A 26,596-nucleotide genomic window follows, 5' to 3' on the forward strand; every position below is an offset into this window, starting at 1 on the left:
AATCAGTACCCGCACTGGAGCGCATCCTGGTCGAGAAAGGCTTGTTGTACGGCATGCAGACCGTCGTGGCCCGCCAAACCGTTTGCCGTGGTGATCTGTGCGCCGTCCTGTGCCACTGCGAACGTCAAACACGTAACGGCGCGCCGCCCGTCGAGGAGGATCGTGCACGATCCGCACTGCCCGTGGTCACAACCCTTCTTCGGGGACGTCACGCCGAGGCGATCCCGCAGCGCGTCGAGCAGCGTGGTTCGAGTGTCGACCGTCAGGGTGCGGCTGCTGCCGTCTACCATCAACGTGATCTCGGCATCGATTCGCGAAGACTCCATGACGAGCACCTACCCAGCTCCGGATTACTCAAACGGGTTGCGCCACGATCTGACGAGGCGGCGTTTGCAAGATCGCGACTAGATCGCACTCGTACACACCGCCGCTACACCTCACCCGCTTCGGCAGTATCGCGATCTCCCCCATCTGGGACATGTGCTACTTCGTCATATTGGGGAGGTGGGTTCGATCGGCGGTGGGGACTGACCACGCGGGCCCGCCCCGCCCCTCCAGGAGGGGTCGATCGTTAGATTCTTTTCTTCGAAATGTCGGAGTGAGGGCGGGTTACCGGCTCATGCTGCGCGTCCGATCTGCAGATTGAGCCAGTCCGAGATCCACTGGATCGCGTTGCGGCCAGCGTTGTCGACGACGAGAGAGTTGTAGTTCTGGTGTGCCCCGGAGGCGAAGAAGGACGCTGCGTCGAGCCCCTCCCCTATTAAGGATGCAAGGTCGTTGGCGCCTTGTGCACTGGCCATGGCGGTCAACGAATTAGCCAGTGCTGAGAGTTCCAGATTCTGTGTCTGAGCGGAATCGGTGGTCGCGGCCGTCGAGGCCTGCTTGCCGAGCAATGTCGGATCAGTCTTCGTAGCTTTGCCGGCGAGCATGTTGACCGCGACCGTGGCGAGTTCGAGTCCGACTGGGACGAGTCCGGTCATGGCAGCTCCGGCCCCGAGCGGGTCGGGGAGCTGTCCTGGCGGTGGGAGCAGCTTCTCGACTGCGGCCCAAGCGATTTCCTGCACCCGGCCGACGAGGTTTGCCAGGTTGATGATGTCGACTCCTCCCAGGATCGACGCGACGAGCGCCGCGACCTTTGAGTAGCCGGACGGATCCGGGATTGCCGACAGAATCTGTGAGACCCATTTCAGATCGATACCCGCGGCCATCTTCACCAATGGGGAGAACTGGTTGTTCAGATCCCCTGCGACCTTGTGGGCACCGTGGGCGTCGAGCGCGGCGACCTTCTGCGGAAGAAGGTTCAGGTTCGCCAGGATCGCAGGCATATCCAGGGAGGTGAAGCCGGTGGCGACGCCCAGGACTTGGTTGACGAACACTGTGGGTTTGAGTAAGGAGAGGACTCCGGAGGCAGATCCGAGGACGTCACTCGGTGTCGTGGCGAGCGGGGCGATCTGACTGTCGAGGGTGCCAGCAGCGGTCGACAAGGAGGTCAGGTCCGGAGATGAAGCCGACAGCGTCGTGGAGCCCTTGCTGGCGAGCGTGCTCGCGGTGTCGGCGATCGCGGTCACTGTCGTGAGCGCACTGCTGAGATCAGATTCTCCGGCCTTGTCTAGAACGTGGCCGGCATTATTTTCGGCTGTTCCGGCGGGAGCTGCAGCGAGCTGCCCGTTCGCCGCAGGATTGGCGGCACCGGAGCCGAGTAGTTCCGCGAGCGGACTGATGGTGTTCGCCAGCGTTCTCGCGCTGGAGGCGACCTTCTCGAGGTCGACTGTGCCGTCCGCCTTCGAGAGTTCACTGGTCAGATTGCCAGTGGCTGTGGCGAGGCTGGGAAGGTCGGCTTGGGAGAAATCCGACGCCAGCGCGGTGGCCAGGTGTGAATTGTCGCCTACCTGGCCGTCAACCCCAGCACTCGGAGCTTTGGTGAGCACTGAACCCAGCGATCCGAGCAGCGGGCTCGAACCTTTTTGGATCGAGCAGTAGAGGTCCTTCGGATCGCAGATCGACGCGACCCGGCCCGAGAGCTTCCCCATGCCCTGCGGCCGCGGATCGGCGATCCCCTTTCCTGACGGCTTCGGGCCGATGACTGCTTCGCCGTTCGTTCCGGAACCGGGGTCGGCGAGAAGCCCGACCGCGAGGACTTGCTCTGCCTTGATGGGGCCGGAGCCGTTGCCGATTTCAGAGGCAAGATCACCTGCGATGTCCGCGCCCTGGGAATAGCCGGTGATGGTGAATTTGGTGTCGGAGCATTTCGTTGCGATCTCGGCGATCACGTCCTTCGCCCTCGTCAAACCATCAGATTTGCTGTCTGCGTAGGTTTTTCCGTTGTCGAAGGCTCGGGCCATGTACGGCAGAGTGTGGACCTGTGCCGCGCTACCGTTCGTGTCCGCGATGCTGTGGGCGATCGGTTTGAGCATACCGACCGCGATCGAGGGATCGGCGTCTTCTGCGGTTTCCCAGGTTCCGGGGATGAACAGGTTGAAAGTCTTCGAGCATCCGTTTGATTGGGCGGACGCAATGCCCGGCGACATCAAAGCGATGGAGGCTGCGACGACTGTTGCCGTCATCAGCATGCATACCGGACGGTGGATGGTCGAACCTAGGAACGGCATGAGAACCTTTCTCTACCAGCAAACACGATGTACCTGTCCGCGCGCGGACAGGCCTGACGCGCCCGATTTCAGGTGAGGGCCGCTATGGTGCTGGACGTATTCACTCCGATCAATGCGCCCTGTGAAGAACTGAGCTGTGCGAGGGCCGGGTGATCCTGCGTCTAGCGCGCACGCCCGAGTCGCCGTTCCTGCGGGCTGAGGTGTCCAGTGGAGGCATGTCCGGTGGGCGTTCCCAGCAGCGCTGGGTAAAGATGGATGGGTGAATGCTCCAGCCGAACTGCCCGCCGACTACGCCCAGCTTCTCGACCATCTCAAGTCGCAAGTTCGGCAAGCGCGAGTTCGCGCCACCCGAATCGTCAACACCGAACTGCTCAGCCTGTATTGGGACATAGGGCACGCGATCGTGCAGCGTCAAGAGGCCGAGGGCTGGGGTTCAAAGGTGATCGACAGGCTCGCCGTCGATCTTCGATCGGCCTTTCCCGACATGCGTGGGTTGTCACGGACCAATCTGAAGTACATGCGGCAGATGGCGAGCATCTGGGGGCGCGATGCAATTGGCCAACAACCTGTTGGCCAATTGCCGTGGGGTCATGTGACGGTATTGCTCGACAAGCTGGATAACCAGTCGGACCGCGACTGGTATGCATCAACGGCTGTTGAACACGGGTGGTCGCGCAATGTGCTGCAAAATCAGATCAACAGCGGTTTACGGTGCAGGATCGGTGCGGCACCGTCGAATTTTCAGGACCATCTTCCGGCCGAGGATTCCGATCTCGCTCAGCAATTGGTGCGTGACCCGTACGTCTTCGATTTTCTCGACATCACCGAACGTGTCGCGGAGCGGGAGCTGGAGTCCGCGCTGATGCGTCGGCTGGAGCAGTTCCTCCTCGAACTGGGACACGGGTTCGCTTTTGTTGGACGTCAGTACCATTTCGAGGTCGGTGATCAGGATTTCTATATCGACTTGCTGTTCTTCAACTGGGTGCAAGCGAGGTTCGTCGTCGTCGAGTTGAAGGTAGGCAGGTTTGAGCCGGAGTATGTCGGGAAGCTCGGCTTCTATGTTTCGTGGATCGACGACAACCTCCGCAACAAGGACATCCACGCCCCGACTGTGGGAATCTTGCTCTGCGCCGGCCGCAACGACAACGTCGTCCGGTATTCACTTGCCGGGACAACTGCACCCCTCGCCGTAGCCGACTACACCTATGAGACTCTCCCCTCCCAGGTTCGCGATCTCGTCCCTACCGACGACGAGATCGCGGCAGCTGTGGAAGCCACTGTCTCCGAACTCGACTCCCAACTGCCCGTCAAACCTGACAACTCCGGCTGAGAGGCGCCATTCGATTTTCGAACCTGGCCGACATATCCTCTGGTGCCGCGATCGCTACCGGTGTTTCGCACGAGGATCTGCGAACGCGATGCCTGGTCCCGCCCGGTGCGTCGAGGAGCAGGGCAGTTCTATGTCCAGTCGATGTGGACGGATTCGATGGAATCGAAGTGAAATCCGAAAGTGTCGCCGTACTGGTCGAATCCCTTGTTTTCAGGGTAATCCATCGTGGCGTGACGTTCGAGGATGGCAACCACTCGGGCATGATCGTCGTTGGCCAAAGCCATGGCGAGTTCTCGTGTTTCGTCGAGACTGAAGGGGCTGTCGGAGTTCGCGAAGTCGAGGGTACGCACTCGATAGTCGTAACCTTCTTCGGAACCGTTGCGGACGGACACTCCCCCGCGGACTCGGATGGTGGCCTTTTTGGGTTGTCCGTCGGGTCGTAGGACGCCGGCGCGGTCCATGATGTCGCGTGCTTTGACGTTTTTGAGTTTCTTTTTCGCGTCCGCACGTAATTCGTTCGTTTCCCCGGAGCGGTAGCGAGAGACTGCAGAGCGTGAACGGCCGATTTTCTTTGCGACTGCGTCGATTCCGCCGAGGCGTTCGATGGCGGCTCGTCGTTGTGCGCGTTCGGTGACGTCGGGGTGTGGGATTCGTCCTTGCTGCGCCCAGCGGCGCAGTGTTCGGTCTGAGGGGGGCTTTCTTCCGGCGTCGACAGCTGCTTGCCGTAGGCCTTCTTTGCCGATTTCGGTACGGATCTGGCGTACGGAGACTTTGCTGGTGAGTCCGGCCAATCCCCCACTTTTGACTGATTTGGATTTTTCGATACCGCTGGTTGCTGCTGTCGAGACGGATACGTTGAGTCCGTCCAAGCCGACGGTTTTCTGTGCGGGTTTGGTTGATCGCGGTTTCGGAAGATGCAGGGCCACTATATGTTTCCTTCATCTTCGTCGGTGAACGCAGCTTTGAGTGCGAGGTTGATCTCGTGGGTGTCGCGGGCGTCGGTCAGCATGACGGTGATGTCCTCGGTGAGCGGGGCGCTCTTTTCCAGAGTCATTTTCCCGAGTGCGTCACTGTCGTCTGCGATGTCGACGCCCGGGGGCAGGGGATAGACCCAGGAGTCGGTGACGGTGCGCAGTGGCCAACGCCCGGTTTCGCGTGCGATGCGCATCGCGACGCGGCGGCCTCGCCAGCGGCAGTGTGCGATGATCGCGGCTCGCCAGAGCGGTTGGTGGTGATGTTGCATTTGTTTGGCGGTCCACATGTCGGGGTTGACCATTCGGCCGATGTAACCCTTGTAGCAGGCGCCGATGAACCGTTTCATTGCCGTGTCGCCTGTGTCGACGGCGATTTTGCGGGCTTCGCGGAGGATCTTGGCCCATTTGTCGAGGGCTCGACCTTGTTCGGGGTAGACCCATGCTTCGGTGATGTCGAGGTCGTCGAGTTCTGCGCCGATTCCGCCATCGGCGATGGACGTTTGCAGTGCGTCGAGGCTGACGGTGGTGATCCAGGTCTGCACGGGTTGGTCGGCGAGCATGTGTGGGTGAGGCAATGGTAGAGCGGGTGGGAGTGCCAGCATGTCGCCGGGTGGGAGGGTTACACGCCAGAGTCCGAACGGGGTTTTCGATTGCCGCGCAGCGTCGAGCGCGTTCTCGCCGCGAAGATGTCGGGGTTTTCCGTAGCCGAATTCGAGCATGCCAGCGGAAGCGAGGTATGCCGCTCGTTGGTCTATCGATACCAGTTGTGTTGTGTCGGAGAGTTCTTCGAGGCCCGGGATGCGGGTCCATCCGACTGCAGGTTCGAGATCTCCGCGGGGTTCGCCGTCCAGCGGTGGGACCGGTCCACCGACGGTGACGACGATTCCTTTACCGCTGCGGGTGCGGTCGCGTTTGATCTTGTCGACGATGGCGGCGCCGGTGCGTGCTGGGGTGGGGCCGGGTAGTACGCCGAGGTGTTGTGCGCACCAGGCGAGTCGGCGTCCCAGTTCGCGGGCAGCGGGGAGGTCGTCGTCGGGGAGGTAGGTTCCGGCGGTGGGTGATCCGAGGATCCCCATGTCTCCCACGCGATTGCCCCATCCGAAGTCTTTGTTCCAGTAGGTCCATACATAGGGTTCGATGAAGATGTCGACCATGGATGTGAAGTTCCCGGTGGTGCGGGAGAGGTGAACGACGTGGCCGGGTTCTCCGCGCAGTTCCCATCCTGCGGTCAGCATGGGGGTCAGCGTGGCGTGGAGGATCGCGGTGAGTTCTTCGGCAGCGCGAGTGCGGAGGATTTCCATGTCGTCGACATCGTCTTCGCTGCCTGGGTCGATGATCCATCCGAGCATTTCGCAGGCTTCGATTCCGACTATCCAGATCTGTGCCGGTGCGCCCAGCGGGGTGAGCGTTGCCCATCTGATGAGTTTGTCGAGTTTTTCGATGGAATCGACTGGGCCGGTGAGTGTGTGACCGGATGGTGTGTAGGTGCCGGCTGCTGTGACAATGACGGCGTGGCCGTCTGCTGCCTCGCTGGCGGGAGGAAGGGCGGCCGGTTCCGTTGCGTCGAGTTCGGACGCCTGGGTGGGTTCCGTTTCCATTTCGTTGGAGCGCTCATCCGGAGGGGCGACGATGTCGTCGGTCCGGGGGTGCTCCGCAACCCCGGAATCCGTTTCGAGGCAAGCGGTGTCGTCAACGTCGAACAGAGAAGGCTGATCGGGTTCGGGAACTTCGTCCGAACGAGTAGCGGATTCTGGTGTTTCGAGCTCGAATAGCGTGAACTGCTCCCCTTTCTTCAGCGCCATGTTTCATCCTTTCCGTTCACTGTCGTCATCATTCGAGATCGAAGGCGGCGCGCACGGCTATGGACAGTGATTCCTCTTGCGCTGGAAGAAGATAACCGATGATGTTGCCGAGTGCACTGACGGGAATGGTCGTGATGTGGTCGCAACTGACCACCGCGTCGGCGGATAGTCCGTTAGCGGCGCTGACGGACACCTCAGTGGACAGTCCTCGGATCTCGCCGGTGATGGGCGCTACCGTGACGGTCCCGAGGTGTGGACGGACCATTTCTCGGGTGAGTACGAGGACCGGACGAACTGTGTCGAGGCTGGCTTCATGAATTGGTCGCATCAGGTCGAGCCTGTTGGCTGTCGTTTCACGGTGTGGTGAGCGAGGGGGCTCAGATCATGTTCGGATGTTGCGGCCGAGAGGATCTCCGCGTCTCGTGCGGCTATCTGACGGCGACGCTCACGTTCGAGAGCGCGCAACACTAGTGAGGCTCGCGAGGCTGCGCGATGTTCCCTGACTTCGTCGTCGAGAAATTCCACGATCTCGTCCGGTAGTCGTACCGCGATCTGCGTGCTCATATGCTGATGGTACCGAAGTGGGATTCGTTTTGGTACCACCATCGCGTGCGAGTTCTGGAACCGATCATTTCAACGGGAGGCAAGGGCCGATGAAGTGCTCCGCGGCCCCGACGCGGCACACCTTCCCCACGCACACGGTTTCCGCTGTCTTCATCGGGTCGATCTCTATCTGGTGTTCTTCAGTCTCAGTGACGGTCCCATCGATGTGACGGTCCCATCGATGGTGACGTCTCCACGTCGGTACGGCTCGGATCGCTGAAATATTCGCTATGAGACAAAGCAACTTCGGGGATTCGGCTCTCGATGTCAGGCACTTTGTCACTCCTCTCGACGACGCGACTGCCTCGCTACCGTCGAGGAATTAGCAGTACACCGTGCACACGGTTGGCGACGTCACCGCGAGGATTGAGTCCGGTCCCCTCTCCCCTACTCACGACCTCGCCAGCGCGCGGACTACGCATCTGAAATCAAATACGCGTTCACTAAGTCGTCGATGCGTGAAGTGAAATCTCCAGGGTCGCCCAGTACCTGTATGACTTGAACTGCGCCGATAAATCCCGCGCACAGATTCGCGGCCAGGCGCTGGGCGGCAGAGGCGGGAAGCTGTCCGTCTGCGATCGCAGTATCGACGAGTCGGCTGACGAGTTCCACCCACTCACGGAACGCGGGTGGGGCGGTATCGAGACCTGCTTCTGTGGTGAGCCTGAGGCCGGCTCGGGCCAGGGCATCGTCGGCTATAAGCGCCGCTGAACCGTTGAAGAATGCAGCCAACTTCTCGATCGCTGGTATTTCTGATTCGTCGGTTGATTGTCGGATTCCGCCGAGCGCGGTCAACCAGTGGTTGATGAGTTCTCGCGCGATCGTTTCCTTGGAGTCGAAGTGGAAGTACACGGCTCCTTTCGTGGAGGCAGCCTCCGCAACGATGTCGTTCATGGAGGTAGCGGCGTACCCATCGATCGAGAATGAGCGTGCAGCTGCCTTGAGGATCTTGGCCTTCGTCTCGTGTGCTCGCTGTTGTCGGGGTCGCTGGCGCGGTTCGGGCGGAACGATCAAGTGGTGTCGGTCGTCTGGGTCGGTCAATGCGGGTTCCTTACCTGCAGTCTGTGGGGACTCTGCTGTGGTCAATCCCTCCATGATGATGCAATTCCTGGCGCTCGGGAACCTTGGCGTTGGCGGGTTGCGGCGCTGCTCACGTTGTAGTGACGAGTTGGTCGGTGAAGTGAACATCGGAGGCTCGCATGTCGATGAGCGGCGGGTTGTCGAAGCCAGCTGCTCGGGCCGCGGTATCGAACTTTTCGTATCGGCGCCACGAGGTCGATGTTGCAACGGGAGGGTTGGACGTCTGGGCGATCAGCTCCCAGGTGAGAGTCGGGTCTGCAAGCTTGCGTCGTGCGGTGTCCTTGACAGCGTCGGGCAGGTCCGATGTGGCAATGAACCATTCGAGTTCGGCGTGCGCCACCGCCTCTGCGTTCGACGGTTCCGGGTCCACTGAGGACCCCGTTTGTTCGGAGGGGCTCGGATGTGGAGCGCTTTCCGGCGCGTCATGCGTTTCTGCGACGCCTAAAGAAGGCTGGGCTCCTACGGCTGTTTCGTTGCGCATGACGACGCTTTGCGTAGCAACCGTACCCACACCTGCGGCAGCATTGTCGATCTCGATCTTGTAGTCGGAATATGCAATACCCGTTGCTTTGATCAGGATTCCCAGACCGTGCGTGAAGGCGAGTACGAGCACCGGCGGAATGACCGCGATCATGGCAGCAACGGCCGGGTCGAGAGGCGTGTAGCCGATACTCTGACCTGCCGCAACGGCCTGTTGCGCAACTGTTGCGGAGTGGAACGCATGGTAGGCGTTCCCGAGGATGCTGATCGCGACCACCGCAACAGCAACAGCAACGTAGAAGTACTTGTCGCGTCGATGCATCTTCAGTTTGCTCAGAATGACGATGGCGACGGTGGATCCGAAGATTGCACTGTCAACGATGACGGGAAAGATCCATGCGAGGTTTTCGGGGATGGTTCCTTGGCGCGCGAGGTCCCGTTGGACCGCGAAGGAGAGGACAAATGCGCCTGCGGTGATCCCGATTGCGATGAAAATCGCGATGAGAAGTGCGGCGATCAGTGCTCCAAGCTGGATCCGCGCTGCGCGCAGACTAAAATCACCCATGATCGGGTTTTCCTTCCTACAAGGGGTGTTCTCGGTCTGGAGTCCCGCTGGTTGCCGCCGGCGGGACTCCTCCTGGTTTCGGAAGATTTCTTCTGGTTGTACTCCTGCGTTTCGTCCGTTTTGCGTGCGTTGAGGGTTGACAGCGATTTCTAGCGGACGTATCCGAGAGTCGACTGATGTTTTTTGCGTCGCACTCAAAGCACGTCGGGGATGTCGTTCCAGCTGCGTGCCTGTTGATCTCAGAGTGACGTGGGGTGGTCTGCAATTTTGCGTGAGAATTGCGTGACTGCAACGGATTGTTCACGCAATTTGCTCCAGGCTTTGCGCTGCCAAGGCTTCTAAGTTCTACAGAACGGGCAGTCAGCAGATGAGAGGGACATGGCATTGCGCGCGCAGCAAGGACTTCCCGCCCCGGCGGTTCACCTCCCGCCCGCACCCGACAGCCGTTCTCAATATCGAGGTCCTTGGAATGTCCCCCACATATGCCTACTCGGCTGTCGTGCCAGGCGCCTCTAATTAGGTCTTCCAGCCGAAACACAAGATGCCCTCGCCCGGGGGCCGAACTCCACAATCAAGAATTGAGACAATCCATCATGCGTGCACGCAGTGCATGCCATGCATGCGTGTCTCTTATAGTCCTCTGGCCTTCAAGTATTCGTCCAGCGCGGCCTCGGTCATCGATGCCTCGCTGATTTCGCGATCGCCAGTCTCGTACCGCAATTTGTCGACGCCACGCCGGAGGCGATCCTTCGTCGAAGGTTTGATGCGCGTGTTGTGGGTCATCGACAGCTTCTCCTCCTCATCTTTGCGGGCACTGAAATCCGCTGAAGGCGATGATGGCGTAGCTGCAGGTGCCGCGGGGGTCGCATCTCCCCTGGGCGGACGTTCCGGGATGAGTTCAGCCGGATGCGTCTTACGAATGGCAGGTTCCCGCTTCACGCTCATGCCGGGGCTCCGATCACGATGGGCAACTCAGCGAGCAAGTCACTGTAGGCAAGTTGCAGCGTCAATGCTTTCCCACCCTTGAACTGGTGAATCGGAGTGCGATTCGAGTGCGCGTCCTGGCGGGCCGCGAGTTCCGGGATCGATGTCTTGGCGACGAGTGAGCCGTAGGTTTCCCGTAGCTCGCTCTCTCTGAACTCATGTTCGCCGGTAGACCGTTTACGACTGATCACGATCTTGTCGAATTCCAGCTTCGGATTCGCCCGTTTACGAACGGTGTCGATTGTCTCTTCGAGCTTCTGAACGCCACCGACGCTGTCGATTGTCGGTTCAGTGATGGCGACAACGCCATCTGCTGCAATAAGAACCGCGAACAGCACCTTGCCCATATTGGGAGGGCAGTCGAAAAGCACGGCGTCATAAGGAGAAAGGTCGAGCCCTTCGAACGCAACGTCTAGGCGAAACACCAGGTCATTCGACCCGTCCGACTCGATTTTGCCGAGCTCTTCGTCTGCGGGAATGAGGTCGACGCCATCCCATGGGGTGGCAATGATCGCCTCGGCTGCAATGCCTTCTCTGGTCTGGTTCATGAGGTGGTAGGCCGTCATCATGCCCTCTTCGAGAGTGACGCCAAGGCCGCCGGTCGTATTGCCCTGTTGGTCCATGTCGACGACAAGTACTTTTCCGCCGACCGCGGTGATGGCGCTGGCAAGCCCGAGAGTGGAGGCCGTCTTGCCTACGCCACCCTTCTGGTTGCCGAGTGCGATTTTGCGTGGCTGCATTGCGGACCTTTCATCGAGGGCGTTGACATTTGCGAGGCGTGCATTGCGTGTAAACCACGCGCTGCATGCAATTTGTGCATTGCTTGCTGTGTGCGCAATCCACGCTGTACGTGGGCTGCATGCAGACTGTGCGTGACGAGCAATCCAAGCACTGCATGCATTGCGCGCTAAGTCTGCTTCACTCGCTAAACACGCACACTGTGCATTACGTGCGCGCGTAGCATAACACGCATGTCATGCGTGACGTACAAGCCTCGCACACTGCGCGTGTCATGCACGAATTGCATCAAGTGCAACCCTTGCGTTCAACGCGTGCCATGCTCATGACGCGTTCATCGCACCCTATGCACGTCATGCGCGACACGCTATCCATGCCTCGCTAGCAAACTCCGCATGCTTTGCACGCAATGCGTACCTCGCGCGCCAAGCACTGATCACACACAACGCATGGCGTGCACTGCACGCATCGCTCGCGGTGCTACCTCCGCACGCACGCGCTGCTCTGCATGCAAACCGTACAACGCTTGCAGCGCTCGCAGAGCACGCATGACGCGGTATGCAAGGATTGCACGCATGCCATGCGCTGCTAGCAGGACATGCCTTGCATGCATCGCAGGTCTTTCACTTCTGCATGCAATGCATGCCGTGCATACAGACCACGCATTGCGTGGACGCGCAAAATAGCAGGTCAATGCACTCATTGCCATCGAACGAATCGAAAAACATCTGCCGTGAGTGTCACACACCGTTGCAAAAGGTCGACCGACCAAGAGCAGCTTGGCTGCCACGATCACCCGATAGCGAGGCGTTCCAGACACGAATCGAAACGTGTGACAGTCCGTCTCGATCAGATTGTCAAGGAAGTCGAAGGGACGCTATTGGGCAGCCAACTGACTAAAGGCGGAAATATGGGGTTCAGCAATCTCCGCTGTGCGCACAGAACAAATTCCTCAACCGTCGCGAGCGGTCCTGCCCAGCCATCCGCCAATGCACCGCCCTTGCGGGGAACGCGCCAACCGTGCGAGGCGGGCAAGACAGCCTGCCACTTCAGAAACTTTCTGATGTTCGCACCGGGGGGCACTTCAATAGAACCCTGTACCCCTTTGAAGGCCAGAACATATTTCATTCCATCAGGGTCCGAACATCCAGGCAGAAGGAAGGACTCACGTGAACCGCACGGATGGTGAAAAAACTGAGACATGCGTGGGACGAACAACCGCACTGATCGAGGGGAGGGGGTTCCAATTCTATTGAGAGATACAGCCGACTGACTGCCAGTCGGGGTGCTCATCTAACTCACGAACAACATTGCGGAATCATCTCAGGACACAGCGGGGGCCCGCGGTGAAACGAAAATTCTGCGCGAAAGGTCGGTCGCGGTGTGAACCCGCACGTGTGAGGGAAGGGACGTGTGGAGATCCGGATCAGTCGAAGTTCGGCCGCGACGGACTGACCGAAGCGAGTCCGAGCAGGCACTAACTTTACGTCACAGTGACGAAATTAGGCTTGGGGACGGGGTGGGAAGAATCAGTTCCGTCAGGCTTGATTTCGCCCCTTTGCGAGCAGAACTTTCGAGTGGGTGGGCACATTTCGAATACAGCGACGCATGAATCGCAACGCCGAAACACACGCACTTCTCGACCGAGTGGGGGAGGGGATGGAGACAGCTTCCCGTCTACAAGTATCCCGTGCACGATGCCGGCGCTGCCGTGCCGACGGCTACGAACGACGCAAGGTGGCCCACCGTTTCACGCAACAGCGCTGCCATACATGCAATGCATGCCTTGCAACGCACGCATTGCATGCGCGACCAGGATGCCTCGCAAAGCATGCGTCACACGCAGTGATCGCACCATGCTTCTCTGCACAAAAAGCCGTTTACCTGTGCAAATAAAGATGCTCAGTCAGGTACATGTCTCGAAGAGATAGACCGATAGACGATCCGAATACCTACGGACGCGTCTGCATTGGAGGAAGCGGCTGTCGTTTCAACCCCTCTCGGACGTTGAACCCGTACCAGCGCGGCGTTCTTCAAGCGCAGAGAAGCGGACCGGCAGCCCGCCATTGACTGGCTCGGGCGGGGTCAGGTCTCCGAAAATGGCTGTGGAGCTCCGCGTATTAGACCAAAATGTTGTCCTCCGGGTTCTTTGTGTCCCGATCAACGTCGCCATGAGTATTTACACCTGTGGCGATCAGGGTGCTGTGCCACGGATCGCCACACTTCTCGGCAACGCTTGTCGATCATCGTGAGGCGTGTTTTTCGGACGTGTAATGCTTGGCCGGATTGGGGCCAGTAAAGCCTCAATGCTGCTGCTTGCATGTCAGGTGTGCCCGAATGCTGGCTAGGATCTTGGCGCGGTGCTCCGGGTTCGCTGCCATTTTCGTACGTTGAACATGTGAGCTTTCAAGCAATTCTTGTTCCCTCTTTCGCGCCAGGTCGGCCGATTTACGCTGTTCACTGGGCGATTCTCCGGTCCAGTCGATCCCATCGAGTCTGCGTCTGAGGTATGCCAACGGTGAGATCAGGCTTGATCTTGTTGGCCAGATCCACCCCCGGTCTGCTGTGTCTCGGGAAAGCGTCTGTGCGATGTCACGTCCTGTCCATCGCGTCGTATCGATCTTGACATCGCGGAGAAGATCACAGATCGCTCCGATATGTCCGGTCGGTCTGAGAGCCGGCGCATGGTTGACGAGTTCGGCTGCAGTCCTCTGAAGTGCCAGAGGCCGCGGTGTGATCCGAGAAGTGCTTCGTTTCTTTGTTGTGAGCTGGGCTCGCGCGTGCGCGCGTTGGTGAGTTCTTCCTAACGGAAGAACTTCAAAAGATAAAAAACCAACACTAGATAGGGTGTCAGTTCCTATCGGCCCTGGTCGACTGCTGTGGGGCTGATAGACGCGATTGACGTCGGGCCTCAGAGAGTTGTGAGCTCTGTGGCGGGTTGCTCTTTCAGAGGCGCGAGACGGTCGCGTCTTGGCGAGTTTGCGGTGAGGTGTCGTTGCCACGATTGTTCGAGGGGATGACAGTGACCATGTCGATGCAGCGCGGTGTTGTTGACCCCCGTGATGGGCTTCAGCAGCCAGAAATTCCAGGGTTTTGAGGTTCCGTCCCCGGACGTGTTCGATGCCCATTCCCAGCGCGATGAGCACTCGCCTGGCGCGATTGACAGAGGATTCGCTGACTTTGGCCCGGGCAGCGATCGTTGATTTCGCTGCGGAGACCCCGCGGCCGGTGTGGGATTCGGCGAAATGTGCGTGAGCTTGTGCCACTGCGTAAGCCTTGTCGGGCTTGATCAGGTTGCGCGCGCACAACGCCTTGCCGGCAGGGCTGGTGGTGTGATGTCGGAATTGGCGGAGCCATTCCCTGCGAGATGTCCACACTGGAACGCGTGCTTGTTCCGTTGGTTCGACAGGTAGGGACCAAGAGCGTCCACGCTGGTAAGTGGACTCATTGAGTTGCCGTGTAGCGGATTCGAGGCGCGCGATACGTGAGAGAGCATCGTCGACTGCCGCTTGCCATTCGTCGACTTCTGTCGATTGAGGAACAGCGGATTGGGTGCCGATGCGCGACACGCCGAAGGTTGGTGATATGGAATGAGTTGGGCTGTATTCAGGGTATGCGCTACCCTGAGACATACCTGCCATAGGTAAGTCCCTTCCAGGGGGATGCAGTACGAGCAGAGAAAGCGCTAACTTTCGAAGCTCACCTCTCGAGAATGTTCGAGAACAGATGTCGGAGAACCTGCCAGTTCTCAGTCGACGTCAAGGACCTGCCAGTCCTTATTTCGCCGCGATGCGGTCCGCTCCCAATCACCCCCTTCGGGGGCCTTTGTGCTTTTCAAGAGGTCTGCGCTGTTTAGTTAGGTATCGGGGCACTTCGTTCGTTGTCGGCTAGGGGCGGCCTCCCTGTCTGCGGATCCGCTGTACGCGCGTCACGGCCGCGGTTGTTCGGAAGGTCTGTTCGATCCGGCGGCCGCACATCGGTACCACTATGGGCACGGTGCTGGCTTGCTCGGATGGGACATTCGGGACGCAGAAGTGTGATCCGAGCGCCGCGAAAGCCGAAATGTGATCTGGACGTGCCAAAAATGACACCGCGAATACGTCCGCGAGTATGGCGGAATTGCGTTTCTGCGATATCATCGAGTAAGCACCGCCTCTTCCTTTCGAGGTAGTGGTGGTCACCGCCTCTTCCTTCACTGGGTTAGTGGTGGTCAGGGAGCTGGGAAGCTCTCACAACCGCATAAACGGACAGCCCCCGATGCCGCCAAGCCCTGGGGGTTGTTCGCTGTCTAGGGGTAGTTCATGCGCCGACCGCAAGCTGCTCGATGCGGCGCAGTGATCCAGCGGCCTCGACCTCAAGCAGTCTCAGCTGGTCCGGATGCAGTTTGTCGATGATGTAGTCCGGTATGTCCAGTCCATGGGTGATGGCCAGTATGAGCACCGAGTAATCCCCAGCAGGGATTCCGAGTTCGGCGGCCCGATCCTCGTACACCTTGTGCTGCTTGAGGGGAGCACGAGTCGCGATGTGTCCGCGAGGTCCCTTGTTGTGCTGTGCCATGAGGAAAGACTAGAACCAATCTGTAACTGATACGGGTAGGCGCGCTTGTTCGGTGTGTCGCGTGTGGTTGATGTTGCCATGGAGTTCTGAGGGATTTTGCGGCGGCCCGCCTCACAGGCCGCCGCCGGCCCGACCAGGGAGGGGCTTGACGGACCACCTCTGCGGCTTCGCTGAAGGTGGAGTTTGGGTGCGTTGGCGGTCGGCGGTTCGATGATGGGTCTAGCGTCGGAATCGGGTTGGATTCTTCGGGAGCGGATGGAGATGCTTGGCTCTCATGCTGTCAGACGCCGGGGAGGTTCATGTGCGACTGAACGCGGGGGAGGGGTTATGTAACCCGCGTGTTGGACGGCGCTTCCGCAGGCTGCTGCCGTGTGTCCTGGAGATGGATGGAGACGGGGGTCTGTGGACAGTCGATGGTGCGTCTGCGAGCTCGATGGTTCGGGTCACGTGTCGAGAGGAGCACCTGAAAGATTCGGAAAGGCACCTTAACCTGTCAGCTGCCGAACGTAGGTTTCCAGCGGGGAGGGTTTGTGCCTTCGTGTTCGCCTGCGAATCGTGAGGGACTTCGGTTGGGGGAGGTCGATCCGCGTATATTGTCACGCGGAATGCTCTTTATCGCAGTTGCGCAGAGGATTTCGTTCACCGGATTCGAACATTAGAGTCGTGCGTCGTTCGACTTCCGTGAGTACATTGCTCGGATCGACGTATTGACGGTGTGCTGTTCGCGCACTCGAAGGAATGCTTCGCATTCCGTCAACATTCGTTTCTCAGGACTCAAAGGTTCCACAACGCCAACAGTTCGGCCCGAAGACTGAGCGAGCGAACGTAGTGGTTGGACCGCAGTTGTGCGCTGGGGTGCCCGACCTCGACGAGATACCTCTCGGTGTCTGCCACAGGAAGCGGTAGCAGGTCGTTGCGAACGCGGAGAAAGAACTGAAAATGACTGGGGGAATCCGGTATTCGATCCTGGTTGGATATCACGACAGCGGGTGGCAATAACAATTCGTTGTCCGTGGAGACGCGGATGACGACGTCCCCACGTGCCATGCTGCTTGGTTTTCCGAGTCTGAGTGTTTCGAGTCGATATCTCACGCTCGGATTGACCGAAAGATGCTTCGTTGAGGTCTGTTTCACAGGCGCGATGCGCACGGAGGGACGGGTTTCGTGGTCGCTGACTTGCCTGATAAATACTCGGTTGGTCGGAGCAAGAGGAAAGTCGTTGTCAAGGTTCTGCATTCGGCCAGTGATGCCAGGTATGGGTACGGCACGCCCGATCGCCCATTCGCGCGCGGCGTTGTCGATGAATATTTGGTCTACAGCAGTGGTTTCGTCGATATTGTTGATGAACGCGCGACTGTCGGCAACCACTTGGGGGTCATCGGAAATGACGACCGCTTCATGGGTGAATGTGGAATTTTCGGAAGCATTCGGCGAGCCGATTACAGCTCGTTGGTTCGTCACGATGACCTTGGCGTGCAGTGTTGACGACGACAGGATGCGAACGCCCTTGCTGAGGTAGTGCGCAAGAACGGCAGGTGAAGTGGCGTGGGCGCGGATCGCCGCGGTACAAGCATTGACGATCAGAAGGTCTCCACTGCGAAGTGGAAGTAGTTCGGGCGCAAGGTGTCCGAGATAGGGGACAGCGGCATAGCGTGGGCCTCGCGTGCGGATCGCGCGAGTGATGTGTGGCCACGGGTTCGGTCCGTGGAAGCTGGTCCCCATAGCCTAGAACGGTAGCGCGAATCGGTCCGGATTACTGGCGCCTGAGTGAAAGCTGCCGTTGTTCTGCGTCATCTCCGGAGCAAAGAAACTTCCGGATATCTCTGATCAATCGTGGAGGTCGAAGAGTGTTGTGGCGATCACCCCCGCAGGGTCAGACGGCGCTATCCCCTAGTGTGACTGCAGCGCTGTCGATTCGGTGTGCGATTTCGATACGGGACGGTGGCAGTGATGGCGCCGGACGGGTGGGAAGGGTCTGATGCTTGTTCGAGCAACGCCCCGCTCAGTGCACCGGGAAATTTACCGCGGTACGCGATCCCACGGGGGTGAGGGCGTGGTGGATCGTGCGGGCCCATGACTGGAGGGGCGTATAGGCCTGAGATGGTAGGCGCTCGCCAAGTGGATACCGGGTGACTGATGTAGTGTCGCTGGCGGGCCGAGTCGATTCGTGATCAGTGCTCGAAAAGTGAACGCGCAGATAACTTCTCGACATCCTGGTGTAGACCGGGCGGCGTGGTCTTCATGAGCTGGTGGACCCGTGCTTCGTGACGGGGAAGCCGGCGTGTTGGCTTGCCGTGGAGGTTCGTCTACCACTCTTTGGCAGCCTCTTGTCGCGAGTTCAGGTGAGGTGGCGGCTGGGATGCGTCAGCGTGGCTTCGGCGCCCCATCAGATAACAGGCGGTAGGGCCCGGCGTGATGGTTGTGAGTGCAACGTAGGACATTGCACTGACTGGAGGCGGTGTGGGGAAGAAGATTCCGTTGAGATAGGTCCATGGGGTTGTGATGGCAACCGGCGATCAGTGCTGCGATTGTCACGGTGGTGGTTGCGCGCTCGCAGAAGGGGAGTATCACGGCCCCGATACTGGGCTTTCGGGCGGGGTCAGCGCGGATAACCTCTGGCTACGGTGCGTGCAAGGATGCCGAGCGTGGCTTTGAGAGATCCTTCGGCGATGACGGGAAAGATTCCTGCTTGCCGCCAGGTGGGGCCGATATCAGACCAGTCGTAGTACGAGGTCACGAGGGAACTGTGGCCGTCGTCGGCCGGCTCGATCCGATATCCGTAGACGTGCCCGATTGGAGGCCGGACAGTTCCGAGGATGGTCCATGCTATTTCGCGTTGTGGGACAAAGGTTTTGATCTTCACTGTGACGTCGTACTGTCCCATGGGTAGGTCGCCCAGAGCTTCGCGATCCATGTGGACTACGAATTCGTCGCCGGTCGCGGTCACGAGTTCGCCGTCTGCGCTCATCAGCATTCCGGATCCGTCGATGGCGACGTGCCCCTGAGGGTCGCAGAGGACCGCGAAGATTGATGCGGGGTCGGCACGGATGGTGCGCTGTACTTCGATCCGTTCGCTAGTCATGTGGCGAATGCTGCCATACCGCCGATCGGTCGGCGAGGTTTCTCTCGTTCGGTGGGTGCATTCATCGGCTTCGGTCGGCGAGGCGGGGTGATGCGCGGAGATGTCGGATGCTGTCCACCACGATCAGCCCGGCCACAGCCACTCCGGTGACGGCCACCAGCAGTGGGCTTAGTTTCGTGACAACTGGCGGTCTCGAGTTGTACTGCACCAGCGTCAGCGGAACCGGAACCACCCCTGCAGCGCCCGGTAACGTGAACTCCGGAACGGGCGGCATCAACATCAACATCGCGAGCGTGGGACTGTCCGGATGTGACCTCGAAGGTGTGCCGGCAACGATCACCACGTCGGGTTCCTGGGCTCTGAACGTCAACGCCGACAGTGGATCACCGATGGGAAGTATCAAAATCCCCACCGGTGGAGCTCACGTAGTCGCTGGTATCTGCGTCATCGACGTCACCGCCAGCACTGCCGGCCCCGTGCCCTACAGCAACACAACACATACCGTCACCGCCAACAACACCGGAACGGTGAACTTCACCTCCAACGCGGGAAGCGCATCATGCCCGGCAGCAGGAGCCGGAACAGCGAAGATGACCGGGGCGCTCAAGTTCAATTCCACGCCCGGCATCACCGTCACTCCCTGACCCGGAATGTAGTTGCGCCACAGCCACACCCGCCCTAAGAGGGTTATGCGGGTGTGGCTGTGGCGTACTGTTCGCGTAACCGTCCCCTCGGCACAGGTCGCTGCCTGAGCAGGAAGATTCACAGAACACATGATCGTTTGGCCGAGGACCCGCCCGATCTCTCGTAGTGTTTCGCCGCAGCAGTGAAAATCCCAGATCACCTTCTAGTGCTTCACCGAGAACTTCAGTGCCTTACTGCCCATCCACGGTCATGCATCATCTCACCAGTAGTGATGAGCTGACCCTGTTGAGATTAAGATCGTAGTCGGCCGACGAATCGATCCTAATCGACGCTGTGACTCTCGGAACTTTGTGGCCCAGTGCTCGGTAGAAATGGTCGGCCGCGGCTGTGACGGAACGATTGACGGGCGAGTTCCGAGTGTCGGGACGCTTTCAGTGTCCCGCTCGGTGGCGGTCAACTCGATGTTCGCGATAAGCGCTGATCGCTTCAAAACTGCATTCCTGCAGACCGTTCGATCGATTACGCGTGAAGGTGGGACTCACGGTTTTGGGTGAAATTTCGAGTAAGCGTGCTATTACTTTTCCGGAATAGCCTTCGGCGACCCGTTCGATGATCTGTTCTTGGCGCTTACTTAATCGCATCACGGTCGCCTCCTGCGACGGTATGGATGGCGCGGCGGGAGCGACTCACGATTTGCGTCCAGTGAGGACGTGGAGGCAAAAACGGTGCACAACAACGCGGTCGCTGCAGATATGGGGTTGCCGAATCCGACTTCATCACGGGTGCAGGGTTGATCCTGGCCGTGCGCGATGATTGCCAGAGTCCGGCGCGGACGGCGATAGAGCATCGAATCCTGACCTGGTACCTCGTTCGTCAGATGTAGTACTGCAGATGGATGTGCAGTCGAGTACCTGCTGATTGACTCTCTCTCGGAAGGGAGTCGTCAATGAGTACGTCCGTCAACCGAAGCCGCTGGTCGATCGTTGCGTTGTCATGCGCCGGAGCGGCATTGGTGGCCGCGTTCGTTCTGGGTCCGGCCGCGTTGTTACGCGGACGCTATCCGCAGTTCCAGGATCAATCCGTCATGAGTGAGCTGCTCGGCCGCAGCTTGGTCGACTACTGGGGTAGCGGAGTCCGCACCTATCCTCGAGGCTTGGCGGAGATGGTGGACTACTGGTTCGAGTGGCACGTGATCAAGATCGTCATCTCGGTGCTGCTGACCACGGTTCTGTGCCTGCTCGCGGCGACTCTGTGGCGACGATCTCTGACGGCCGGCGTCGGTTGCGTGGTCGCGGCGACCACTACGACTGTGCTGTCATTGTTTTCGGTGTTTGTGGCTGTGCTCAACATCCAGTCGACGGCCGCACCCGTAATCGCGCTGCTTCCGATGCTCTCCGCTGACAACGCGGACGGGCAGACAGCGCAGTCTCTGATCGAGAACGGTGTGCAGAGCGGAGACTCCAGACCGCCACTGCTCGAGTTGCTCACACAGGTCGAGCACTACAACTGGGCGGCGATTGTCGCTACCGCCGTGGTGATCGCTGTAGTCGCAACCGGAACCGTCATCGCCGTCCGACGCTACAGACCGTCGGACACGACAAACGGTGCCCACCGTCGGATGTTCCTCGCCCTCGGATCGCTCGGTGCTGTGATGACCATTGCGATGACGCTGCTGTTCGTCGCGGCCGTAGTGGCAGTCGTCGATCCAGGAGAAGCTCTCCTCGGCGCAGTCGGCCTGTGACTCTGTTGCCGGACCAAGATGAAGGGCGAGGCGTATCCATGACCGAATCACGGAAGTGCTGAACGTCGCTCGCAGTACGTTGTACCGAAACTTGCAGTAGAAAAATCGAATCCGCTACGGCATTGGAAATGCTGGACTGATGTCGCCGGTTCGGCCTCGATGGATCCGCTTCCTACAATTCGATGGGGCGATTCGGGTGTGGGCCTGTGGTTGGCGCGCTGATATCTGTGCGCCATTGCCTCGACCGCGGTGAGTGGGTAACGCAGCTGTCTGTCGAAGTGGGAGAGGGGCAGCTGCGTCGCGGGTTGCAGATCGTCAAGCCGCGGCCCTCGACGGCTCGTTGCGGTAACGCGACAGCCGGCCGTCGGTTCCGGTAAGCCGCCAGGACCAGAGGGTGAACCGGGTGCGCATTCCGTTGGCGTCGGCGAGGCTCCGGACGTCTGCGCAGGACTCTGCAAGGAGTCGCCGGAAATCGGGGTTGCGCATCGAATAGGTCTCGCGCAGAACATTGCGGGGGATACCCAGCAACGTCGCGTCCTGCCGGCTCGGGACGACGATGGACCAAAACCCTATGCGCATGACTACAGGCGTGGTGAGGCCGAGTGCGAGGCGGTTGAATCGGCTCATGCGCGGAGCGTGATGGCGCAACCATGCATGGGCGAACCCGATGTGACGTGCTTCCTCGGCGAGATGGATCTGCATGATGCGGTCGGTGAGCGGGTGAATGCCACCGCCGCGCATGATGCTCTTCTGGATGTGATCGATCGGCTCCTCTCCAGCGAGGATGATCTGAAAGAAGAAACTGGGCCACAGCGATCCCAGCGAACCGACCAGGGGGAAGGCCTTGACAAGCCACGTTGGGGCACCGTGGACCTCCGGAGCCACCCGGTTGGTGAACTCCTGAAACATCTGGATGTGGTGTGTCTCTTCGGTGAGTTCGTGCATGAAGTAGCGAAATTCGGGGTTCTCGTTCGCCAGGCCCATCAAGAACTGAGTACCGCCGAGAAGGAGCAGTTGCTCGAACTGGGAGCCGGTCTTTGTTATAGACGCGAGCCGAATCCGGGCAACCCGCCGTTGTTCCTGGGTTGACAGCGCGCGGTACCAGTCGGTGTGGGACAAGGGGTCGACCGCGGGGAGTGTCCATCTCGGGTCGTCCGCGGGGGCGGCGAACTCGGGCGAATTCCAGGCGATGTCTTTGAACGCCTCGAAGTGGAGCCCCGTAGAGGATGCCTCGGACAGTGTGCGCAGAGTGTCGTGGTAATCGCGACGTTCGTCGAAGGTATTGCGCCCCGGAGTTAAGCGGACAGATGGCGCGTTACGCCGCGTGCGGCGAAGTGTTAGGAACTGCATTTCGGGCTCCTTTGTGGCATCTATCTCAGATGTGCCCACAGTAAACTAAGTGTGACTACGCGTCCACAGTAACTGTATGAGTCTGCACGTCCACGGGTAAGTCCGGAAGGGCGAAAGGGGACGCTCAATATCGCACCATGCACGCAGCTCTCGGCATTTGATGGTGGTGTGGGTCTGCTGTCGAGGCGAGGGTGCTGGACGTGGTCGACGGTGGCACGTTGGGCCGTTGTGTGCATCCGCCGACCTATACGGTGGGGTGGGTGCAGGACGAGGTTCTCGCGATCTCGTCACGGTCGGTGTCCCCGCTTGATCGGGTCGGAACTCACCTCGCCGAACTCGCGTCCCTGCACCGCGACGACATCCGGCGCAGACAGTTGACCATGTGGATTGGCCTGCACGTCTTTCGGTATGCGGCGGGGATCCGATGGCCCGTGGTTTTTTGCTCGGATGGCGATCGGTAACAGTGGAAGTATCTCACCGGTAACTTTCAAGTTGTGTCAGTTCTCTTTCTTAAGTGACTGTGTAACAACCAGTTTCGATGGAAGTCGCTATCTAAATTGAAATTCTGGGCGGAAATGCACGACGACCAATGGCTCTGGCAGGGGTAACTGTGCGCGCCACCGATGCCGGCGGAACCAGCCTCGTCGAGATCGACATGCTCGTCACCGCCGACGCCATCACCGAAGTGCCGTCGGTCGGCTGAGACTTGTTGAGCGCCGAGTCTGCAAGGGCGGAGTATGCGTCAGGCGCTCCCGGAAAATGGGCGGTAGCCTTCAAGCATGAAGCGGTCCAAGCCGGAACGCGTTGGGCTGTAGACGTACTGGCGGCAGAGGGAATTTTTGCTTCGGAGCAACCTTTGGCCGCGTTACGTGAGTTGCGTCGGGCTAATCGAGCGTTGTCGCTTACCGGTGCCAAGGTTCTTCTGGATCAACTTCTGCCACCTCGCTAGCGCAGTCGCGGATCGCTATCACCGAAACGCCAGCGATCTGGTCCTGGGTGACCACTCCTGAATGATGTCGACGGTGCTCGTCCAGATCGCAGGGTTGTTGACCGTGAAGGTACATCAAATCAGGACGGCATCTCCGGGTGGCTACGAGGTTCGGAGGCGCGTCGGGGTGGTTGCTTCCTTTGAATGGGCTCTTTCTTACTGGTGAGGCGGTGTAGCCGTTTTCGCGGTGGCCACCAGATCATACTTTGGTACGCTTAAAGTATGACCACGAAATTCACCATAAGTATCCCTGACGAGGATGCGCACCTACTCGACGAGTATGTGCGTGATCACGGACTTCGTGGCCGGTCGGCAGGAATTCGAGTCGCACTCCGCCTACTCTCGACGTCCGGACTCGAACGTGACTACGCCGCAGCGTTTGCTGAAGGTGACGTAGATGAAGTGTGGGACGCTGTCACGGCAGACACCGAATGATTCGCCGCGCGCACATTCACTGGGTGGATCTCGATCCCGCGCAGGGCAGTGAAGCGGCGAAACGACGACCGGCGGTGGTGGTGAGCAACGACCGGGCCAACGCTACTGCAGAAAATCTCGGCAGGGGCGTGATCACCGTGGTTCCGTTGACTACCAATACCGCGCACGTGTTTCCGTTTCAGGTGATTGTCGAGTCCGACGAGTCAGGTTTGGCGCGAGCGTCGAAAGCGCAAGCGGAGCAAGTGCGTTCGGTATCGGTTCGGCGTCTGGATCCTGAACCTGTCGGCAAGGTCGGGATGGAGACTTTCGCCGCACTCGAGGACGCGCTGCGGCTGCACCTCGATCTGCAGTAATTTGGTGCTGTTGGGACCGGGTGATCGCCTCGATCGTCGGGGTGCGGTTGCCGAAGACCCTACGTGGTCTGCTCTGCCCACTCGCTGCTTGCTTCCCTTGCCAGCGCGGCAGTGAGTGTGCGTCCGACGAGCGGCAGGACGACTCGGCTTGCTAGCAATTGGTCTCGATACAGCGAACGAACCGAGGTGCGGAACGCCTAAGGTGTGCTGGTCCATCCGTCTGGGGTGTGAAGTACTCCGTTCACTCGCACTGGAATAGGGGGTTCTCCGGTGTCTCCTACTGTGCGGCGGCGTATCTCGTCGAGGATTTGCTTGTTCGACATTTGTTGCAGCGACATCCTGGTCGGGGAGAGAGGGCGGTTCTCTTCTTCGGTCATGTAGCCGGCGGCGATCAGCACGTCTTGTATGGGCGCATTGAACAACACTGCGACTTGCCGAAGAACTTGCGGGGACGGCGATCGCACGATCGTTGCCCAATGACGCAGCAACGATGGATACACCCCTAGCGCCCGGGCAGCCTCCTCGGTGCTCTCGTAGCCCCGAGCATCGATCTGATCACGAATCCACACTCCGAATCCTGTCCGCATGGCCTGAATTTTTTCATGGATTCGTGGACTCGATATCGGTGTGGCGCTGCTTACTGAATTCTCCCGGGGGGCGTGAGTTTTGACGACAGTACTTCTGTCGTGATGGTGCGAAAAGCTCGGTGGCTAGTCGAGTCGTTCCGAGACCGACTCAGGATGCTGCTCCTACGCCGATGCCGCGATGGACACTCAGCGGTCATCGCGTCCACAGGTACGGCGCTGGCCTCTGACTCGGTATCGGCTGAATCACCAGGGTTTTCGTTGGTGTGGTTGCCACCTTGAGCGACGGTCATTTCGGATTCGGGTTTCATCGTCCTTGGTTCGGCTCGTACACCGCGTGTCCGGTATCGGGTGCACCACCGCCATACTGCCCGCCTGTCCTGTAACCGCTTCTCTCGGACCTCTGAGTCATCGACGGATTCGCGGATGCACCCCTCATTCAGTGTGCACTCCTGACCTATCACGTCTGTCGTCGGAATAGTGGACGAAGATCCCAAACATTGAGCACTGCAGGAAAACTGGCATTTCGGGTTCGAATTTGGTTAGCATCTTGTTGCTGCGGTGATTCTGAGTGGTCAGTTCGTCCGCGCAGGGCCTGCCCTCCGGCTGTCCACTCGCCGGGGGCGGCGGGCTTCTACCTCGTCCCGATTGTCACACGTTCCGAATATGTCGGGTGCGTGGCGACGGTACAGACCCGGCCCTCGTCGGAGAGTGAGGAACTTGGTATGACCGCCAATGGATCATCTGCCAAAGCGCTTCGTGATGTGCGGCGGGCACAGTCGAGACGAAAGCTGGCGGGCATCTCATGTCTTCGGTCTCTTTACTTCGAGCGCCGGTTGTTTCTTCGTCCGTGGTGATGGCTTGGTCTGTTCACGACGTGGTGGAGTGCCAGCCGGCCGGCCGGGCGAGCGTGATCGTGCGAGGTGAGGCGTGGGTGGGAAGAGTCTTTCGGGATGGGAATAACGGGGTCGTGGTGGTCAAACATTCGTCCTGCGTGGCTCGGCTTTTGGTGGACTGGACAATCAGAGGAGCCCTGTCTTTTTGAAGAAGCTAGTGACAGCAGCGCTGTCGGTCATGCTGTAGACGTCGATTGTGAGGCCGGTTTCCATGTTGACGTAACTTCCCGATACTTGTCCGGTGGCGCCGTCGCTGATGTTGACTCCTGCTGTGCGGGAGTCGTTTTCGACCAGGGTGTAGTTCCCGTAGTCGTATTCGCCGTATCCGAGAAGTGTCTTTTTCGCTTGTTTCAGGTCGAGGCTGGCTGTGAAGCGATTGCCGTATTCGGAGAAGCTTTCGGCGAGTTGATTGGATTTTTTGATATCGCAGCTGATCACGAGGGCACCGTCGGTGGTGAAGGTGGATTGGCGACAGTTTTCGGAGGCACTGCTCAAAGCTGTGGGGAGGGCCGCTTTGACGGTGTCGGCGTCGGTGACCGGTCCGGCAGTCGTGGTCGTTGAGGATGTGCTGCCAGCGGCGGCTGGATTGTCCACGTTCGAGTTGCCCGGTGACGGGCGCAGAACGATCACGGCTGCCACGATTGCGCCGATGACGACGAGAGCGCCATGATCCTGCCGATTGACTTACCTGGAAACGCGCAGCTTCGAAACATCAGGCACACGCTTCCGGGCGGGCGATGGGCGTTCCCAGCGCCGTTGGACTCGCGCCGCTTTGCACGATCAAGTGACCAACCTGACGG

The 26,596-nt window shown here is 59.5% G+C and carries 22 protein-coding genes and 1 pseudogene; 5 read left to right on the plus strand and 18 right to left on the minus strand.

What is annotated here, in order from left to right; all coding sequences use genetic code 11:
• Positions 1–5 precede the first annotated feature (5 nt).
• Positions 6–326, minus strand: a pseudogene (locus RE4_RS29050) ((2Fe-2S)-binding protein); the annotation flags it as partial.
• 291 nt (positions 327–617) lie between these two features.
• Complete coding sequence (locus RE4_RS29055) at positions 618–2,570, minus strand: cutinase family protein (RefSeq protein WP_099698471.1); 1,953 nt, start codon at positions 2,568–2,570, stop codon at positions 618–620.
• Between the two features lie 298 nt (positions 2,571–2,868).
• Between RE4_RS29055 and RE4_RS29060 the strand changes: the two genes are divergently transcribed.
• Positions 2,869–3,939 (plus strand): PDDEXK nuclease domain-containing protein, encoded by a 1,071-nt coding sequence (locus RE4_RS29060; RefSeq protein WP_024488188.1) that lies wholly within the window; start codon positions 2,869–2,871, stop codon positions 3,937–3,939.
• A 128-nt stretch (positions 3,940–4,067) separates the two neighbouring features.
• Here the strand turns inward: RE4_RS29060 and RE4_RS29065 are convergent, their stop codons facing one another.
• The 12 genes from RE4_RS29065 to RE4_RS29115 form a co-directional block, all read right to left on the minus strand.
• Positions 4,068–4,865, minus strand: a complete 798-nt coding sequence (locus tag RE4_RS29065; protein ID WP_007733683.1) for a hypothetical protein — start codon at positions 4,863–4,865, stop codon at positions 4,068–4,070.
• Positions 4,865–6,715: a hypothetical protein gene (locus RE4_RS29070; RefSeq protein WP_060939831.1), complete on the minus strand. Its 1,851-nt coding sequence runs from the start codon at positions 6,713–6,715 to the stop codon at positions 4,865–4,867. The genes RE4_RS29065 and RE4_RS29070 overlap by 1 nt, the downstream gene beginning before the upstream one ends.
• 28 nt (positions 6,716–6,743) lie before the next feature.
• Positions 6,744–7,043, minus strand: a complete 300-nt coding sequence (locus RE4_RS29075; protein WP_024488082.1) for a type II toxin-antitoxin system PemK/MazF family toxin — start codon at positions 7,041–7,043, stop codon at positions 6,744–6,746.
• Positions 7,043–7,279: a YlcI/YnfO family protein gene (locus tag RE4_RS29080; RefSeq protein WP_024488083.1), complete on the minus strand. Its 237-nt coding sequence runs from the start codon at positions 7,277–7,279 to the stop codon at positions 7,043–7,045. The genes RE4_RS29075 and RE4_RS29080 overlap by 1 nt, the downstream gene beginning before the upstream one ends.
• A gap of 453 nt (positions 7,280–7,732) precedes the next feature.
• Positions 7,733–8,413, minus strand: a complete 681-nt coding sequence (locus RE4_RS29085) for a TetR family transcriptional regulator (protein WP_024488084.1) — start codon at positions 8,411–8,413, stop codon at positions 7,733–7,735.
• Positions 8,414–8,468: 55 nt separating this feature from the next.
• On the minus strand, positions 8,469–9,443 hold the full coding sequence (locus RE4_RS29090; RefSeq protein WP_024488085.1) for a DUF2637 domain-containing protein: 975 nt from the start codon (positions 9,441–9,443) through the stop codon (positions 8,469–8,471).
• 630 nt (positions 9,444–10,073) lie between these two features.
• Complete coding sequence (locus RE4_RS29095) at positions 10,074–10,388, minus strand: hypothetical protein (RefSeq protein WP_024488086.1); 315 nt, start codon at positions 10,386–10,388, stop codon at positions 10,074–10,076.
• Positions 10,385–11,167 carry a ParA family protein gene (locus tag RE4_RS29100; RefSeq protein WP_007733691.1) on the minus strand — a complete coding sequence of 261 codons (783 nt, stop codon included), beginning with the start codon at positions 11,165–11,167 and terminating at the stop codon, positions 10,385–10,387. Before RE4_RS29100 ends, RE4_RS29095 begins: the two co-directional genes overlap by 4 nt.
• Positions 11,168–11,601: 434 nt before the next feature.
• Positions 11,602–11,742, minus strand: coding sequence for a hypothetical protein (locus tag RE4_RS31155; protein ID WP_155250640.1), 141 nt, complete (start codon positions 11,740–11,742; stop codon positions 11,602–11,604).
• Between the two features lie 3,722 nt (positions 11,743–15,464).
• Entirely contained in the window at positions 15,465–15,722 is a 258-nt protein-coding gene (locus RE4_RS29105; RefSeq protein WP_007733695.1) for a hypothetical protein, read from the minus strand.
• A 774-nt stretch (positions 15,723–16,496) separates the two neighbouring features.
• A complete protein-coding gene (locus RE4_RS29110; RefSeq protein WP_060939832.1) occupies positions 16,497–17,444 on the minus strand; it encodes a phospholipase D family protein in 948 nt (315 codons plus the stop codon).
• Positions 17,445–18,321: 877 nt separating this feature from the next.
• Complete coding sequence (locus RE4_RS29115; protein WP_060939833.1) at positions 18,322–18,804, minus strand: SRPBCC family protein; 483 nt, start codon at positions 18,802–18,804, stop codon at positions 18,322–18,324.
• Between the two features lie 107 nt (positions 18,805–18,911).
• Between RE4_RS29115 and RE4_RS29120 the strand changes: the two genes are divergently transcribed.
• Positions 18,912–19,448, plus strand: a complete 537-nt coding sequence (locus tag RE4_RS29120; RefSeq protein WP_024488185.1) for a hypothetical protein — start codon at positions 18,912–18,914, stop codon at positions 19,446–19,448.
• Positions 19,449–19,880: 432 nt separating this feature from the next.
• Here RE4_RS29120 and RE4_RS31910 read toward each other — a convergent pair whose 3' ends face one another.
• Positions 19,881–20,090, minus strand: coding sequence for a LuxR C-terminal-related transcriptional regulator (locus RE4_RS31910; protein ID WP_080666680.1), 210 nt, complete (start codon positions 20,088–20,090; stop codon positions 19,881–19,883).
• Between the two features lie 305 nt (positions 20,091–20,395).
• Between RE4_RS31910 and RE4_RS29125 the strand changes: the two genes are divergently transcribed.
• A complete protein-coding gene (locus RE4_RS29125) occupies positions 20,396–21,190 on the plus strand; it encodes a hypothetical protein (RefSeq protein WP_024488186.1) in 795 nt (264 codons plus the stop codon).
• Between the two features lie 315 nt (positions 21,191–21,505).
• Here RE4_RS29125 and RE4_RS29130 read toward each other — a convergent pair whose 3' ends face one another.
• The gene (locus tag RE4_RS29130; protein ID WP_060939834.1) at positions 21,506–22,540 is read right to left on the minus strand and encodes an AurF N-oxygenase family protein; all 1,035 of its coding nucleotides are present in this window, start codon (positions 22,538–22,540) and stop codon (positions 21,506–21,508) included.
• A 1,210-nt stretch (positions 22,541–23,750) separates the two neighbouring features.
• Between RE4_RS29130 and RE4_RS29140 the strand changes: the two genes are divergently transcribed.
• Positions 23,751–23,963: a ribbon-helix-helix domain-containing protein gene (locus RE4_RS29140; RefSeq protein ID WP_024488278.1), complete on the plus strand. Its 213-nt coding sequence runs from the start codon at positions 23,751–23,753 to the stop codon at positions 23,961–23,963.
• Positions 23,960–24,316, plus strand: coding sequence for a type II toxin-antitoxin system PemK/MazF family toxin (locus RE4_RS29145; RefSeq protein WP_003943396.1), 357 nt, complete (start codon positions 23,960–23,962; stop codon positions 24,314–24,316). Before RE4_RS29140 ends, RE4_RS29145 begins: the two co-directional genes overlap by 4 nt.
• 197 nt (positions 24,317–24,513) lie before the next feature.
• Here RE4_RS29145 and RE4_RS29150 read toward each other — a convergent pair whose 3' ends face one another.
• Positions 24,514–24,903: a helix-turn-helix domain-containing protein gene (locus tag RE4_RS29150; protein ID WP_024488277.1), complete on the minus strand. Its 390-nt coding sequence runs from the start codon at positions 24,901–24,903 to the stop codon at positions 24,514–24,516.
• A gap of 1,019 nt (positions 24,904–25,922) precedes the next feature.
• A complete protein-coding gene (locus RE4_RS29155) occupies positions 25,923–26,435 on the minus strand; it encodes a hypothetical protein (RefSeq protein WP_060939835.1) in 513 nt (170 codons plus the stop codon).
• Between the last annotated feature and the right edge of the window lie 161 nt (positions 26,436–26,596).

The organism is Rhodococcus erythropolis NBRC 15567, from assembly GCF_001552595.1.
Taxonomy (GTDB): Bacteria; Actinomycetota; Actinomycetes; order Mycobacteriales; family Mycobacteriaceae; genus Rhodococcus_F; species Rhodococcus_F erythropolis.

Bases quoted from the DNA above. Each gene is read 5' to 3' on its own strand.
- RE4_RS29055 (WP_099698471.1), bottom strand. From the start codon at position 2,570: ATGCTGATGACGGCAACAGTCGTCGCAGCCTCCATCGCTTTGATGTCG.
- RE4_RS29070 (WP_060939831.1), bottom strand. From the start codon at position 6,715: ATGGCGCTGAAGAAAGGGGAGCAGTTCACGCTATTCGAGCTCGAAACA.
- RE4_RS29075 (WP_024488082.1), bottom strand. From the start codon at position 7,043: ATGCGACCAATTCATGAAGCCAGCCTCGACACAGTTCGTCCGGTCCTC.
- RE4_RS29080 (WP_024488083.1), bottom strand. From the start codon at position 7,279: ATGAGCACGCAGATCGCGGTACGACTACCGGACGAGATCGTGGAATTT.
- RE4_RS29085 (WP_024488084.1), bottom strand. From the start codon at position 8,413: ATGGAGGGATTGACCACAGCAGAGTCCCCACAGACTGCAGGTAAGGAA.
- RE4_RS29090 (WP_024488085.1), bottom strand. From the start codon at position 9,443: ATGGGTGATTTTAGTCTGCGCGCAGCGCGGATCCAGCTTGGAGCACTG.
- RE4_RS29095 (WP_024488086.1), bottom strand. From the start codon at position 10,388: ATGAGCGTGAAGCGGGAACCTGCCATTCGTAAGACGCATCCGGCTGAA.
- RE4_RS29100 (WP_007733691.1), bottom strand. From the start codon at position 11,167: ATGCAGCCACGCAAAATCGCACTCGGCAACCAGAAGGGTGGCGTAGGC.
- RE4_RS31155 (WP_155250640.1), bottom strand. From the start codon at position 11,742: ATGCGTGCAATCCTTGCATACCGCGTCATGCGTGCTCTGCGAGCGCTG.
- RE4_RS29105 (WP_007733695.1), bottom strand. From the start codon at position 15,722: ATGGCACAGCACAACAAGGGACCTCGCGGACACATCGCGACTCGTGCT.
- RE4_RS29110 (WP_060939832.1), bottom strand. From the start codon at position 17,444: ATGGGGACCAGCTTCCACGGACCGAACCCGTGGCCACACATCACTCGC.
- RE4_RS29115 (WP_060939833.1), bottom strand. From the start codon at position 18,804: ATGACTAGCGAACGGATCGAAGTACAGCGCACCATCCGTGCCGACCCC.
- RE4_RS29120 (WP_024488185.1), top strand. From the start codon at position 18,912: ATGCTGTCCACCACGATCAGCCCGGCCACAGCCACTCCGGTGACGGCC.
- RE4_RS31910 (WP_080666680.1), bottom strand. From the start codon at position 20,090: ATGCGATTAAGTAAGCGCCAAGAACAGATCATCGAACGGGTCGCCGAA.
- RE4_RS29125 (WP_024488186.1), top strand. From the start codon at position 20,396: ATGAGTACGTCCGTCAACCGAAGCCGCTGGTCGATCGTTGCGTTGTCA.
- RE4_RS29130 (WP_060939834.1), bottom strand. From the start codon at position 22,540: ATGCAGTTCCTAACACTTCGCCGCACGCGGCGTAACGCGCCATCTGTC.
- RE4_RS29140 (WP_024488278.1), top strand. From the start codon at position 23,751: ATGACCACGAAATTCACCATAAGTATCCCTGACGAGGATGCGCACCTA.
- RE4_RS29145 (WP_003943396.1), top strand. From the start codon at position 23,960: ATGATTCGCCGCGCGCACATTCACTGGGTGGATCTCGATCCCGCGCAG.
- RE4_RS29150 (WP_024488277.1), bottom strand. From the start codon at position 24,903: ATGCGGACAGGATTCGGAGTGTGGATTCGTGATCAGATCGATGCTCGG.